The organism is Alkalibacillus salilacus (assembly GCF_030812915.1).
Classification (GTDB): domain Bacteria; phylum Bacillota; class Bacilli; order Bacillales; family Alkalibacillaceae; genus Alkalibacillus; species Alkalibacillus salilacus.
Genome location: NZ_JAUSTQ010000002.1, coordinates 64,040 through 78,801 on the forward strand (window position 1 = coordinate 64,040; position 14,762 = coordinate 78,801).

Consider the following 14,762-nt stretch of genomic DNA (forward strand, 5'->3'; position numbering starts at 1 on the left):
ACTTTTATGAGCAGTAAAATATAGTCTAAGGAGGGATCAAACGATGCAAACGAATAGATTAGGACAAACAGACTTACATGTTTCCGAAATTGGCTTAGGATGTATGAATTTAGGGACAGATGAACAAAATGCTCAAGCTATTATTAAGGAAGCTACTCAAAATGGAATCAATTACTTGGATACAGCCGATTTATATGGTTTTGGAGAAAATGAAAAAATAGTCGGCAAAGCTATAAAAGGGAATCGTGACAACCTCATAATTGCGACTAAAGGTGGTAATCATTTTGAACCTGGTCAAGACAATTGGTATTGGGATCCATCTAAAGCTCACCTAAAAGAAGCTGTTAAAAATAGTCTACTTCGTTTAGGTTTAGATGACGTCGATCTATACCAGCTTCATGGCGGGACAATCGAAGACCCAATAGATGAAGTTGTTGAAACATTTGAGGAATTACAACAAGAAGGGTTAATTCGTCATGTCGGATTATCTTCAATTCGCCCTAATGTCATTAAAGCATTCGTTAATCGCATGAACATATCAAGTGTTATGATGCAATATAGTATGATCGATAGACGACCTGAAGAGAATATGCTCGACTATTTAGATGATCATCAAGTTAGTGTGATGGTTCGCGGTGCATTAGGCAAAGGAATGCTAACGGACCAAGGAATAAAACAATGGAAAACAAAGGGTCAGAATGGTTTTCTAGATTATAGTGCAGAAGAACTGAAACATTTGATTGAACAGGTAGAATTAACCGCAAACAATCATGAGGTTTCACCTCAAGCTCTAGCTATGAGTTATGCATTAGAACACCCTGCTGTTTCAAGTTTAATTTTAGGAGCAAGTCATCCAGAACAAGTTAGAAAGAATCTTGAAGCTTATCACAACCGTCCGACTGAATCGTACATTTTCAACAATCTAATGCCTTCATTAAAAACTCAAATATATGAGCAACACCGTGCTTAAAACACTAATAGCTGAGCAAATCACCAGATTATGCTCAGCTATTATTATTGATGTAAGCACCTCACTTACGTATATAATGGTGCTAGTTTATATGTTAATACACCATTTCTTATGATTGAATCCACATATCCCGCTTCTTCCAAATAATCGAGTTGCCCAATCGTTTCAGACATCGTTAACCCAAATTGTTTATCATAATGTTTCGGGAATAAAAACTGACAGACTTCAAATGGGGTTACCTCATGATCTCGAACATAATCCAAAACTTTTTGAGCTCGTTCTTCCTGCCTCTGCAGGCGATGATCGATTAATTTAGGTTGAAACTCAAATATGTCACCGTGACCAGGTAAGACCGTTTCAATATTGAATGACTGTAAATTCTTTAAAGTTCTTCGATAATGTAACAATGGTTTGGGGCGTTCATTTCCTGGAAGTGGTGCTTCTAAAATCGGATTTGATGAAATGTGTTTTAATAAATGATCCCCTGCCACCATTGTGTGATCCATTTCGTTTAGGAAAGACAAATGACTTTGTGCATGACCTTTCGTTTCTATAATACGCCAGTTCTCAAGACCAGGTATCTCTTGACCTTCATCAATGATGTTCGTTAATTCACGCTTTCCTTGAAAACGAAAAGCATTGTGGATCGTTTTTTGAACATTACGATACTGTTCGGGAACTGCAAACTTGTCATATAGGGATGAAAAATAGGCTTCATAATGAGCGAAATAAGCTTCATCTTGTTTTAACCACAGATTTGTAATAGCATGCCCGTACACAGCATTTACATTTTCAAATCGATGAATAAGCCCTGTATGATCTGGATGGTGATGGGTCAGAACAATTTGTTGAATATCGTTTGGTTTCAGACCCATTTCATTTAATTGTTTCACCATGGCTTCCCAAGCTTCCTCCGTGTCAACACCTGCATCAAACATCGTAATCGGGTCTTCTTTTAATATATAACAATGCACGTCCCCCACCGCATATGGTGTAGGTAAAGTTATTTGATATATCGTATTATTCATAGAATAAGCCACCTTTACAACATTTCTTATTATTATATTACAATATTACTAATAAAATCTAATTCGATCACGATTCATAAAAGACCTTTTCTATTGCACTGGACAAAATATCAGGTAATACGTTGAATGAATACTCTAATTCTAATCGCTCTGTCCACTGATGAGGAACTTTACCATACGGACCAACATTAACGGTTGGAATAGCTATATTTGATTTTGTAATATAATGTCCATGAAAACGCTGCAGGGGCATGTTTTGGGCTAATAAACTTATATCATATTCTTCGTTCAATTGTTCTCCTATAAAACTCAAATCAGATATTCCGTTAAAATAAAATTTTCGCTTACTATCATAACCTTCTGATGAAATAGCGGATTGAACCTCATCCACAACGTTCATTACTTTTCGACTATTACTAGTAACAGCAGGGTAAAATGGTGGACTATAAAACAACACCATCATTGGTGCCAAGTGTTGGCAAAACTTAGAGAGTTCTTGTACGAATTGGATCGTTAATTCCCGTTCAGTTAACCGAGAATTTTCATTTATCTGTTCTAATTTATGATGAATGTATTGTTCTCCATGACGTTTTACAGCTTCATCATACAGTTGAGAAAATGTTAGGACATTAATTGAAACCTGATAGGAAGAGCCTTCTAAATTGGCGACTGACTGGTATTGGTTATATTGCTTTAATAAATGGTTTTCAATGTCTTCTTTGGCTTCTTCCATAATCGAAAATAGCTTAGCATTTATATTAGAAACGGTTTGTTTCATAAATAATATATTATACATTGCTACAGCACTCACCGTCGTTTTAACCGAATAATCTTCTTTTAAATCTCGCATCATTAAGCTGACAGGTGGAGGTGTCACTTCCTCCCCTACTTTTTCAATAAAGTCTGTATTTAATTCAAGCTTATGATTGAGAACACTGAGCATGAAATTCGCATTTAATCCTTGAAATGGCTCGCCAACATGTGTTTCTTTACCATAGCACAAGAAACCTGGTAATGCTTTACCTAAAGAACCTGTATAAACATAGTTCTGTTCGTCTTCCCTATGCTGACGGAAAGCCGACTCACTATTAATGCATAATTGAAACGCTAAGTTATGTTGTTTTTGAAAATCATCTAAATACTTAACAGATTCAATCATACCTTGAGAATTCACTTCTTCATCCGGAACGACTAAAATTAACACATTACCAGAAAACGTTCCATTTAAGGCTCGTTCAATCATCGATAAATGTATAGCTGTCCCAGCTTTCATATCCATCGTCCCTCTACCAAATAACCATTCACCTTTACTTAAATCATCTCTAGCTTCTTGCGGTAATGCATCTTGGTGTTGTTTAAGTGAAGTTGTTAATTGATTAGGAGAAAAGGCTAAATCTTGAAACACACCATATCCTTCAGTATCAACAACGTCTATATGACTTAGTAAAATCACCGTGTCTTCAGTTTCTGGCTCTGCTTTAACCAAGCCCATCAGAGCTTCACGTCCATCACTCAGTGGAATCTTGTTAAGATAATCTGGATGTTGTTGAAAATATGAAGCTTCATGAAGCCAATCATAAATTCTAATCACGATATCTTTTTCAGACTTAGAATATGTTACACTTGGATATTCAACAAGCTCTATTAATAACTGTTTTAATTCTTCTTTTGACTGCCATTTCATAATCGTCACCCTTTATATTGACTTTTCTGACATCATACACCACAATCATAACAGAGAATTGAAAGAGGTGTTGGCAATTCATACGAAAATTTTTGCTCACCGAGGCGCAAGCCGATATGCACCAGAAAACACCATGTCTGCTTTTCAATTAGCTCATAAACAAGGAGCAGGTGGAATTGAACTTGATATTCACTTATCACGTGATAATGAGATCGTCGTTATTCATGATGAAACGCTGAAACGAACAACAAACCATTCTGGATTAGTGAATCATTTCACCCTTCAAGAACTACAAGCCCTTGATGCCGGCAGTTGGTTCCATCAGGATTTTAGCCAAGCCGTCATACCGAGTCTTGAACAAGTGTTAAATTGGGTTAAAACAACCGATTTACACCTTAATATTGAATTAAAAACAGATACCATTCCATATCATCAAATTGAAGATCGGGTAGTTGAGCTTATCGAACATTTTCGATTAGAAGATAGAACAATCTTATCCTGTTTTAATCCATCAACTATTCATCATTTGCATTCAATTCAAAATCACATAGAACTGGCGTGGTTAAGACAAAAGCGAACCAAAAACTTAGCTTATCAATTAGGTGCTATTGGAGCAGATAGTGTTCATATTCACCAGCGTCTATTAGGTGGCCCTATGACTCATGAAATTCAGACGAAACAGATTCCTTTTCGTGTTTTTACTGTTAATAAAGCTAAACAATGGAAACAATGCTTAAATCTACATGCTAACGGGTTAATAACAGATATCCCAGATCTAATGAAGGAGTGACAAACCTTGGATACTAAACTTTTTTCACCTATTACATTTGAAAATGTAGAACTTAAAAATCGTATCGTGATGTCACCTATGTGTATGTACTCATGCCATAATCAAGATGGTCGTGTGACACCATTTCATATCACACATTACGAAAGTCGAGCAGTGGGTCAAGCTGGTCTTGTTATGCTTGAAGCATCAGCTGTTCAACCTGAGGGTAGAATTTCATATGAAGACCTTGGGATTTGGTCTGATGAACAGATCGATGGCCTACAACAAGTGACTTCAAGAATACATGCTCACGGGGCAAAATCAGCTATCCAATTAGCTCATGCAGGGCGTAAAGCTAATTTAGACGAAACCATTCATGCGCCTTCTCCATTACCATTTAATGAACAATTACCTAAGCCAACAGAGATGACACAAGACGACATTCAGGCTACAATCGAGGCCTTCGGTGACGCCGCTAGACGTGCAAGTGAAGCAAACTTTGATATTATCGAAATTCACGCTGCACACGGCTATTTAATCAACCAGTTTCTATCACCCTTAACGAATACACGTGATGATCAGTACGGTGGTGATTTACATAATCGAATGCGCTTTTTGCTAGAGATTATTGAAGCTGTCCAGCAAACTTGGAACGGACCGATTTTCGTTCGCCTTTCAACAGCTGAATACCATGAAAAAGGTAATGAATTATCAGATATCATTCAAATATCAGAAGCATTAAAACAAAAAGGTATTTCTCTAATTGACTGCAGTTCAGGGGGCGTTGTGCCTGCTCGAATTAAACCTTACCCAGGCTATCAAATCCCTATGGCGGATCAAATTCGAAATCAAGCTAGAATATCAACTGGTGCCGTAGGTCTCATTACAACAGGCATTCAGTCTGAAGAAATTCTTCAAAATAACCGAGCTGATTTAATCTTTATCGGCAGACAAATGTTACTTAATCCATATTGGGCTAAGCAAGCTGCTCTTGAATTAAATGAAACAATAGAAAGTCCGAAACAATATGAACGTGGTTGGCGATAAAAGCATTAATAGGAGGCATTCATCGTGGAATTAACTTTTTTAGGAACTGGTTCAGGCGTTCCTTCTAAACAACGGAATGTATCTTCATTGGCATTACAAATGCATCAAGAACGTGATGAAATTTGGCTTTTTGATTGCGGTGAAGCTACTCAACACCAAATCTTACAGACGACCATTAAACCGCGTAAAATTACAAAAATTTTCATTACTCATATTCACGGTGATCATATTTTTGGCTTACCAGGATTACTGAGTAGTCGATCATTTCAAGATGGCAATACGACTTTAGAGATCTATGGACCTAAGGGTGTTCAGGAATTTGTTGAATCTGCTCTAACATTATCTGAAACTCGCTTAAGGTATCCGATCCATTACCAAGAACTTCATGAGGGAGTCATCTTTGAAGATGAACATATTCGGGTTAAATCAATGCAACTTGTGCATGGGGTTCCATCATATGGATTCGTGATCGAAGAGGCTAATCAAATCGGCCCTCTTTTACCAGATCGTCTGAAAAGCTTAGGCATTAAGCCTGGTCCCATTTATGAACAAATTAAAGCGAATGAGGTTGTGACATTAAATGATGGAACGACGATTAATCGTGATGACGTGACAGGGCCGATGATTCCAGGCAGAAAAATAGCTATTTTAGGTGATACATTGCCATATGATCGAACGATTGATTTCATTCGAAATTCTAACGTGTTAGTCCATGAAGCAACGTTTATCGATGAAGATGCAGATTTAGCCAGTGATTATAACCATTCAACTAACACACAAGCTGTTAAAATTGCAGATGAAGCGCAAGTTAAACATGTCTTGTTAAATCATATTTCAAGCCGGTATTTACGACAAGACTTAGAAAATGAACTAGATACACTTAAACAAATTCATCCTTCAGTCAATTACGTCTATGACTTCGATACATTTCAAATCCAAAAGGAGGGATAGAACGTGAACTCAATTGAATCTACCATCCAAAAACAAAAAACATTATTTAAAGCTGGTAAAACGATGACCCATACATTTCGTGCCCATCAATTACAACGATTGAGGCAGATGTTAAAACGCCATGAAACAGATATATACGAAGCTCTTAAACAAGACCTAAATAAATCAAGCTATGAAGTCTTATTAACTGAACTCGGTTATTTATATAATGAAATTGATGAAACACTACATCATTTACAGAGCTGGATGTCACCAGAGAAGGTTAAGTCCCCCACATCTCATAAAGGGGCCAAAAGCATGATCTACAAACAACCTTATGGAGTCAGTTTAATCATCAGCCCATGGAATTATCCACTTCAGTTGGCATTAGCTCCCCTAATTGGAGCAATTGCTGGTGGAAACACAGCGGTCATCAAACCATCTGAATTCACTAGTCATACCAGTCAATTATTAGAATCAATGATTCAAGAAACATTTGAAGATCAATATATTACGGTTTTTCAAGGCGAAAAAGATGTGAGTGAAGCTCTACTAGAACAACCATTTGATTATATTTTCTTTACAGGAAGTACCCAAGTCGGAAAAATCGTCATGGAAAAAGCGAGTAAACAACTCATTCCAGTAACTCTAGAATTAGGCGGAAAAAGTCCTGTTATCGTTGATGAGGATGCGAAGATTCAACTGGCAGCTCGCAGGATTGCTTGGGGTAAATTCATGAATGCTGGACAAACTTGCGTGGCTCCAGACTATGCACTCGTCCATCGTAACGTGAAAGACCAATTAATCGAAGCACTAAAAACAGAAATCGAAACGATGTACTCTGCAAATCCAATTCAAAACGAGGACTATACTAAAATTGTTAACGATCGTCATTTTGAGCGACTCTCAAACTATTTAACAGAAGGTCGTATTTTGTATGGCGGTCAGAAGGATCAAGCTAGTCACAAGTTTAACCCAACCATTGTCGATGATATTGATTGGCAGTCAAAGGTTATGCAAGATGAAATATTCGGTCCTATCCTACCCGTTATATCATTTGATTATCTTGAAGAGGTTGTTGATCATGTAGAACAGGCACGAAATCCTCTAGCGCTCTATTATTTCTCTGAGAATAGTAAAAAGCAGGATTGGGTAATCAAGAACTTGTCATTTGGTGGCGGGTGTATTAATGATACGATTATGCACTTAGCTAATCCTCACTTACCATTCGGTGGCGTTGGGACAAGTGGAATTGGAAGTTATCATGGTGTTCATAGTTTTGAAACATTCACACATCACAAAAGTGTTGTGAAACAAACAACTAAATTTGATCTATCATTCCGCTATCCTCACTCAAAAATTGCTGAAAAAGTCTTTAATAAATTGTTTAATAAATAATAATAACCACCTCGATCATCAAAAACATCCGATGAATGAGGTGGTTATTTTTTCTTTCTTTCACTTAAAAAATCCTTTTGAAAACTGGTAGAAACAGGCGTTTCTTCTTGGTGATTTAATTTAACGAATGTATCCTTGCCGAATTTATCTTCTATTTGTTCAATAGCTTTATACAATGGTTCTTTCTCAGCTTCTTGTTCATAGGTGAATAGATCGAGTTGTTTACCTATTTCCTCTTTATGCGTTAAGTGCTGCACGGTCACACCTAATAACCGTAAAGGTTCTTCTGTCCAGTGTGCATGAAATAAGTCTAGAGCAAGTCGTTCGATATCCGCTTCAGATTCGACGTAGTCTCTTAGAGCGCGACTACGCGTTATCGTTTTATGATCATGATAGCGAATCATAATTTGAATATTTTCAGCTACAACTTGTTTAACTTTCATACGTTCAGCCACTCGACTGCTTAACTGTTTGATCAAGGGATGAATATCAGTTAATTCCGTTGTATCATATGGCAAGGTTTGAGAATTACCGATACTTTTAAAGTCATGGATAGCTTCTGGGTCTACTTCTCGCTCATCAATCCCATTAGCTCTCATATGCAATCTTTCACCATTCACGCCTAACAAGTTCTTAATCGTTAGAACATTCTTATGGGCTAAATCTCCAATCGTTGCCATATCCAGTTGTTTTAGCTTCTCAGCTGTTTTATGGCCTATACCATACATTTCTTCGATTGGCATGGGCCAAAGCTTATCCTGTAGTTCTCGTTTTCGTAAAACCGTGATTCCAAGTGGTTTTTTCATATCTGAGGCCATTTTAGCTAGAAATTTATTCGGTCCAATCCCAATAGAACAAGGTAAATCCAATTCTGACGTTAATTTCTCTTGAATCCATTCTGCTAACTGAAGAGCCGTTAATTCACCGTCATAACCCGTAACATCCATATATCCTTCATCAATAGAAATCGGTTGAACATAAGGAGTCACCGATTCTAGGACAGAAAAAATCTGTTTCGATGCTTCACGATACCTTGGAAAATTCGGTTTTAAGGCAATAAGCTGGGGACATTTCTCATAAGCCTGCCATAAAGGCATCGTCGTTTTAACACCATATGCCCTTGCCTCGTAATTACTCGTCACAACGATTCCCTTACGCTTTTCTGGATCACCTGCAATAGCCACAGGTTTCCCTTTGAGATCAGGTTGATAAGCCATCTCAACAGAAGCGTAAAAACTATTCATGTCAACGTGGAAGATAACGCGTCCCTTTCCCACTTCCTACACCTTCTTTAAAACAAAAATAATCGAGCGCAAGATTCTAATCCTACACTCGATTATAACACGTTTTATTTAGCTGCCTCTACTGAAATTGCCGTAAGTAATTCAGCAATTTTCACTAATTCTTGCACAGGTATTCGTTCTTCAGTGGTATGAATATTTTCGTATCCGACACATAAATTGACCGTTGGAATGCCATAACCTGCGATAATATTAGCATCACTTCCGCCACCACTTGATAAAAGCTCGCTGTCACGACCGATTTGTTGAGCTGCTTGCTTAACAACTTCAACTACACGTTCGCCATCTTCATGTTTATAACCTGGGTACATATGGCGAACTTCGACTTTTATGGAACCGCCAACTTCTTCTTCCGCTTGACGACAAGCTTCTTGCATATGTTCGATCTGCTGATCAAGTTTACTCGGCTCTAGTGACCTAGCTTCAGCTAAAATATAGGCTTCGTCACAGACAACATTAGTCGCTTGACCACCTTCAAATCGACCAATATTAGCCGTTGTTTCGTCATCAATTCGACCTAAAGGCATTTTTGAAATAGCTTTTGCTGCTAATGTAATCGCTGAAACACCTTCTTCTGGAGCAATACCAGCGTGTGCTTTTTTGCCTTGTGAGGTGATTTCTAATTTAGCTTGGGATGGTGCCGCGACGATCATGTTCCCGACTTTCCCGTTAGAGTCAACAGCATAACCATACTTAGCTGTTAGAAGTGAGGAATCAAGAGCACGCGCCCCAACTAAACCTGATTCTTCACCAACCGTAATGACAAGTTGGATATCCCCATGCTCTATTTCCTGTTCTTGTAAAGTACGAATCATTTCAATAATAGCGGCTAATCCAGCCTTATCATCTGCTCCTAGAATAGTTGTTCCATCCGAGACGATATAACCATCTTCAATTGAAGGGTTAATCCCAACACCCGGTGCAACAGTATCCATGTGAGACGTAAAATAAATCGGCTCTGCATTGGAGTTAGTCCCTTTTAATGTGCAAATTAAATTGTTTGCACCATGACCTGTTTGTTCCATCGCTTGATCTTCTTCTACAAGTAATCCAAGATCGGTAAATTTAGTTTTTAAAGCCTCTGCAATTTTTGCTTCATGTTGTGTTTCTGAATCAATTCGAACGAGTTCGATAAACTCATCAATTAATCGTTGTTCATTAATCTGCATGTTCGTTTACCTCCGACATCTATAATGGAATATTTCCGTGTTTTTTCTTTGGTCTTTCTTCTTTTTTATGCTGTAGCATTTTAAGTCCTTGTTTTAATTTAATTCTAGTTTCTCTAGGGTCAATCACATCATCAACCATGCCCAAGCCTGCTGCTACATATGGATTGGCGAATTTCTCACGATATTCATCAATTTTCTCTTGTCTGACTGCCTCAGGGTCATCGGCTTCTTGAATATCTTTTGCAAAAATAATATTAGCTGCGCCTTCAGGACCCATGACCGCAATCTCAGCATTTGGCCAAGCAAAAACAAGGTCAGCTCCTATTGATTTACTATTCAAGGCAACATAAGCGCCGCCATACGCTTTTCGAGTAATAACCGTCATCTTAGGAACCGTTGCTTCAGAATAAGCATATAAGATTTTCGCACCATGACGAATAATTCCACCATGTTCTTGTTTAACTCCTGGGAAAAATCCTGTAACATCTTCAAAGGTAATAATCGGGATATTATAAGCGTCACACGTTCTAATAAATCTTGATGCCTTATCACTTGAATCAATATCTAGGCCACCAGCCAAAAACTTCGGTTGATTACAGACTAAACCTACTGATTCACCATTTATTGTCGCAAAACCGACGACGATATTTTTAGCAAAATTAGGATGAATCTCAAAGAATGATTCATAATCGACCACTTCTTCTATGACAGAACGGACATCATATGGTCTAATCGCATCAAAAGGGACTAAGTCAGCTAATTCTGGCCTTAGATCCTCTTTTTCATCATAGGGTTGTAATGGTGTTTTCTCTTGGCTATTTTGAGGTAAATAATGAATCAATTGTTTCACTTGATCCAATGCTTCTTCTTCACTCTCAGCTTTTAAGTGGGCATTTCCGCTTTGACGGTTATGTACATCAGCACCACCTAGTTCCTCTGATGTAATCTGTTCACCTGTCACTGTTTCAATTACTTTTGGTCCAGTGATAAACATTTGTGATGTTTTTTCAACCATGATGACAAAGTCGGTGATCGCTGGTGAATAAACAGCTCCTCCTGCTGAAGGTCCCATAATCACAGAAATTTGTGGGATCACACCGGAAAAAATGGAGTTACGATAAAAGACGTGACCGTAGCCATCTAAAGAAGCTACGCCCTCTTGGATTCGAGCCCCACCTGAGTCATTTAAACCGATAAATGGTGTGCCATTTTTAGCAGCTAAATCCATAACAGCTGCAATCTTCTTTCCGTGCATTTCACCCAAAGCACCGCCATAAACCGTAAAATCTTGCGCAAATAAATAAATCGGCCGATCATTAACGGTTGCATAACCTGTAACAACGCCTTCACCTGGCACTTCTTTTCCGTCCATACCAAAGTCTGTAACACGATGTTCCATGAATGGATTTAGCTCAACAAAAGATCCTTCATCTACTAGATAATCAATTCGTTCTCGGGCTGTCATTTTACCTTTATCACGTTGTTTCTGAATTTTTTCATCGCCGCCACCAAGTTCAACTTTGCGGCGTTTATCATACAATTCATTGATTTTATCAAACATGTCCATAAGCGCCCCTCCTATTTTTGCTGACATAATTCAAATAAGACACCATTCGCTGCTTTTGGATGAAGAAAAGCAACTTGACTATCGTGAGCACCTGTTTTAGGCTTTTCATGAATAAGGGGTATCCCTTCTGATTTTAAATGATTTAAACGCTTTTGAACATCATCAACATCAAATGCTATGTGATGAATACCTTCACCTTTCTTCTCAATATATTTCGCAATTGGTGACTCTTCACTCAACGGTTCGAGTAATTCAATCGCACTTTCTCCTATTTTGAAAAAAGCAACATGTACTTGTTCACTGTTCACTTGCTCTTTTCCTTCAAAAGTCAATCCTAATTGATCACGATAAAACGGAATCATTTCATCAAGTGACTTAACGGCAATGCCAATATGTGCGATCTTATTCATTATCTTCACCTCTTACAGTTGATTTGATGAAATCGACTGTTTCTGTCGTAGGTGTGCCAGGTGTAAATACTTTTTGAACACCTTGTTCTTCTAGATAAGCAATATCCTCATCAGGAATAACGCCTCCACCAATAACTGGAATATCCTCTGCATTTCTTTCCTTTAAGGCTTCAACAACCCTTGGAAACAATGTTTTATGGCCGCCAGATAGTGATGACAAACCAACAACATCAACATCTTCTTGTATAGCGGCCTGAGCAATTTGAGCAGGTGATTGTCTTAACCCCGTATAAATCACTTCTATACCATGATCGCGTAAGGCTTGTGCGATGACAAGTGCCCCTCGATCATGACCATCAAGTCCTGGTTTTGCAATTAGCACTCTAATCTTTCGATCCATTTCAACCTCTCCCCCTATTATACACCTGTATATTCACCGAATTCATCTCGTAATGTATGGCAGATCTCGCCAACTGTTGCATATGCCTTCACACATTCTAAAATATAAGGCATAACATTAATGGATTCATCTTGAGCAGCTTGTTTTAAGTCATTCAGTTTAGAATCGACAGTTGATTGATTTCGTTCTTTTCGAACCTGTTGTGTTTTCTCAACTTGACGTTTTTCTAAAGCGTCATCGACACGCAATAAATCTTCATGTACTTCTTCTTCTAACTGGAATTCATTTAGACCTACAATAATATCTTCTTTTGATTCAATTTTCTTCTGTGTTTCATAGGCTGTTTGATGGATTTCACGTTGCATATACCCCTCTTCGACCGCTTGAACTGCGCCACCCATCTCTTCAATTCGGTCTATATAAGCCATGGCTTCTTTTTCAATCTGATCTGTCATCTCTTCGACATAATAAGAACCAGCAAGTGGGTCGACAGTATCAGCTACACCGCTTTCATGAGCAATGATTTGTTGAGTTCGAAGCGCAATTCGTGCTGATTCCTCTGTTGGTAAAGCTAACGCTTCATCTCTTGAATTCGTGTGTAAGCTTTGGGTTCCACCAAGTACAGCTGATAGAGCTTGTAATGCCACTCGTACCACATTATTATCAGGTTGTTGCGCCGTCAGTGTTGACCCACCTGTTTGTGTATGGAAGCGCAACCTTAAACTCTTCTCATTTTGAGCTTGGTATTTCTCTTTCATTAATTTGGCCCAAATACGTCTTGCTGCACGGAATTTAGCAGTCTCTTCAAAGAAATTATTATGTGCGTTAAAGAAAAAGGCTAATCTTGGAGCAAATTGATCAATTTCTAAACCGCTTTCAATTGCCGCGTCAACATAAGCCATACCGTTCGCTAATGTAAATGCAACCTCTTGTACGGCTGTCGAGCCCGCTTCACGAATATGATATCCTGAGATACTAATCGTATTGAATTTCGGCACTTCACTAGCACAATATTCAAATATATTCGTAATTAATCGCATCGATGGTTTCGGCGGATAGATATATGTGCCACGCGCAATGTATTCTTTTAATATATCATTTTGAATGGTTCCTGTAATCTTTTCTTTCGGGACGCCTTGTTTCTCTGCAACTGCAATATACATACATAATAAAACTGAAGCGGGCGCATTGATTGTCATAGATGTACTAACACGGTCTAATGGAATGCCATCTAGTAATGTTTCCATATCTATTAAAGAATCAATGGCGACTCCTACTTTACCCACTTCTCCTTCTGACATATAATCGTCTGAATCATAGCCTATTTGAGTCGGTAAATCAAAAGCGACGGATAAACCTGTTTGACCTTGATCAAGTAAATAACGGAAGCGTTCATTCGTTTCTTCAGCGGATCCAAAACCTGCATATTGTCGCATCGTCCAAAAACGGTTACGATACATGGAAGGCTGGATTCCTCTAGTAAACGGAAATTGTCCAGGAAAACCAATGTGTTCAACATAATCATTTGTTTGCCCTTGTTCATCAGGTAAATATAAACGGTCAATTTCTATGCCAGAATGATTAGTAAATTGCTCTTTCCGCTCTGGAAATCGTTCGTTCGTTTTATCCACTGCATCTTTCCAGCGCTCATACTGTTTTCGAAATTGTTCATCCATTCTCCCATCCCCTTTAATGATCTAGTTTATAATTTTGAGAAAAATTCGTCATCTAACCTTATTGTAAAGGAAAGTTTAGGCTTGTCCAATCTTCTTTTTTCTTTTACAATATGTTTATTAGAGATTTTAAAGGAGGTATAAGTGTGTCTAAAAAGCAAAATCAACCTCGCGCTCCTTATGCATCAAATCGACGCAAGAAAAACACATGGACAACAATTGTAATCTATCTTATGATTATCGCCATGCTTCTTAGCTCTCTTATGATGGGCGTCAGCATGTTCGTATAAATCAATTTCCCAAGTCATAGCTATTGCTATGGCTTTTTTTATTAGCAAGTAGAAAATAAATACGAGCTTATTGAGATAATAATCACAAAATGGACACATATTTTTTAATGGTGTGGTTATTTTGTC

General features: G+C 38.0%; 12 protein-coding genes and 1 pseudogene. 6 read left to right on the forward strand and 7 right to left on the reverse strand.

The window, feature by feature from the left end:
* Positions 1 to 43 precede the first annotated feature (43 nt).
* Positions 44 to 970 carry an aldo/keto reductase gene (locus tag J2S77_RS02485; RefSeq protein WP_306974342.1) on the forward strand — a complete coding sequence of 309 codons (927 nt, stop codon included), beginning with the start codon at positions 44 to 46 and terminating at the stop codon, positions 968 to 970.
* A gap of 65 nt (positions 971 to 1,035) precedes the next feature.
* Here J2S77_RS02485 and J2S77_RS02490 read toward each other — a convergent pair whose 3' ends face one another.
* Positions 1,036 to 1,998, reverse strand: coding sequence for an MBL fold metallo-hydrolase (locus J2S77_RS02490; RefSeq protein WP_306974343.1), 963 nt, complete (start codon positions 1,996 to 1,998; stop codon positions 1,036 to 1,038).
* 67 nt (positions 1,999 to 2,065) lie between these two features.
* Positions 2,066 to 3,682 carry a M20/M25/M40 family metallo-hydrolase gene (locus tag J2S77_RS02495; protein ID WP_306974344.1) on the reverse strand — a complete coding sequence of 539 codons (1,617 nt, stop codon included), beginning with the start codon at positions 3,680 to 3,682 and terminating at the stop codon, positions 2,066 to 2,068.
* Between the two features lie 70 nt (positions 3,683 to 3,752).
* On the opposite strand from J2S77_RS02495, the gene J2S77_RS02500 reads away from it, so the two are divergent.
* Genes J2S77_RS02500 through J2S77_RS02515 form a run of 4 tightly spaced genes read left to right on the forward strand, consistent with a single transcriptional unit; the run spans position 3,753 to position 7,826 of the window.
* The gene (locus J2S77_RS02500; RefSeq protein WP_306974345.1) at positions 3,753 to 4,472 is read left to right on the forward strand and encodes a glycerophosphodiester phosphodiesterase; all 720 of its coding nucleotides are present in this window, start codon (positions 3,753 to 3,755) and stop codon (positions 4,470 to 4,472) included.
* A gap of 6 nt (positions 4,473 to 4,478) precedes the next feature.
* Complete coding sequence (namA, locus tag J2S77_RS02505; protein WP_306974347.1) at positions 4,479 to 5,498, forward strand: NADPH dehydrogenase NamA; 1,020 nt, start codon at positions 4,479 to 4,481, stop codon at positions 5,496 to 5,498.
* 24 nt (positions 5,499 to 5,522) lie between these two features.
* Entirely contained in the window at positions 5,523 to 6,449 is a 927-nt protein-coding gene (rnz, locus tag J2S77_RS02510; protein WP_306974349.1) for a ribonuclease Z, read from the forward strand.
* Positions 6,450 to 6,452: 3 nt separating this feature from the next.
* Entirely contained in the window at positions 6,453 to 7,826 is a 1,374-nt protein-coding gene (locus J2S77_RS02515) for an aldehyde dehydrogenase (RefSeq protein ID WP_306974351.1), read from the forward strand.
* A 44-nt stretch (positions 7,827 to 7,870) separates the two neighbouring features.
* Here the strand turns inward: J2S77_RS02515 and J2S77_RS02520 are convergent, their stop codons facing one another.
* The 5 genes and pseudogenes from J2S77_RS02520 to J2S77_RS02545 all read right to left on the reverse strand — a co-directional run bounded on the left by J2S77_RS02520 (position 7,871) and on the right by J2S77_RS02545 (position 14,349).
* The gene (locus tag J2S77_RS02520) at positions 7,871 to 9,103 is read right to left on the reverse strand and encodes a DNA polymerase IV (protein ID WP_306974353.1); all 1,233 of its coding nucleotides are present in this window, start codon (positions 9,101 to 9,103) and stop codon (positions 7,871 to 7,873) included.
* A 71-nt stretch (positions 9,104 to 9,174) separates the two neighbouring features.
* A complete protein-coding gene (locus J2S77_RS02525; protein ID WP_306974354.1) occupies positions 9,175 to 10,296 on the reverse strand; it encodes a M20/M25/M40 family metallo-hydrolase in 1,122 nt (373 codons plus the stop codon).
* 19 nt (positions 10,297 to 10,315) lie between these two features.
* Positions 10,316 to 11,863: an acyl-CoA carboxylase subunit beta gene (locus tag J2S77_RS02530; RefSeq protein WP_306974356.1), complete on the reverse strand. Its 1,548-nt coding sequence runs from the start codon at positions 11,861 to 11,863 to the stop codon at positions 10,316 to 10,318.
* A gap of 11 nt (positions 11,864 to 11,874) precedes the next feature.
* Positions 11,875 to 12,673: pseudogene (gene mce, locus J2S77_RS14425) on the reverse strand (methylmalonyl-CoA epimerase).
* Between the two features lie 17 nt (positions 12,674 to 12,690).
* A complete protein-coding gene (locus J2S77_RS02545; protein WP_306974361.1) occupies positions 12,691 to 14,349 on the reverse strand; it encodes an acyl-CoA mutase large subunit family protein in 1,659 nt (552 codons plus the stop codon).
* Positions 14,350 to 14,492: 143 nt separating this feature from the next.
* Between J2S77_RS02545 and prli42 the strand changes: the two genes are divergently transcribed.
* Positions 14,493 to 14,636: a stressosome-associated protein Prli42 gene (prli42, locus tag J2S77_RS02550; protein WP_306974363.1), complete on the forward strand. Its 144-nt coding sequence runs from the start codon at positions 14,493 to 14,495 to the stop codon at positions 14,634 to 14,636.
* Positions 14,637 to 14,762: the final 126 nt, after the last annotated feature.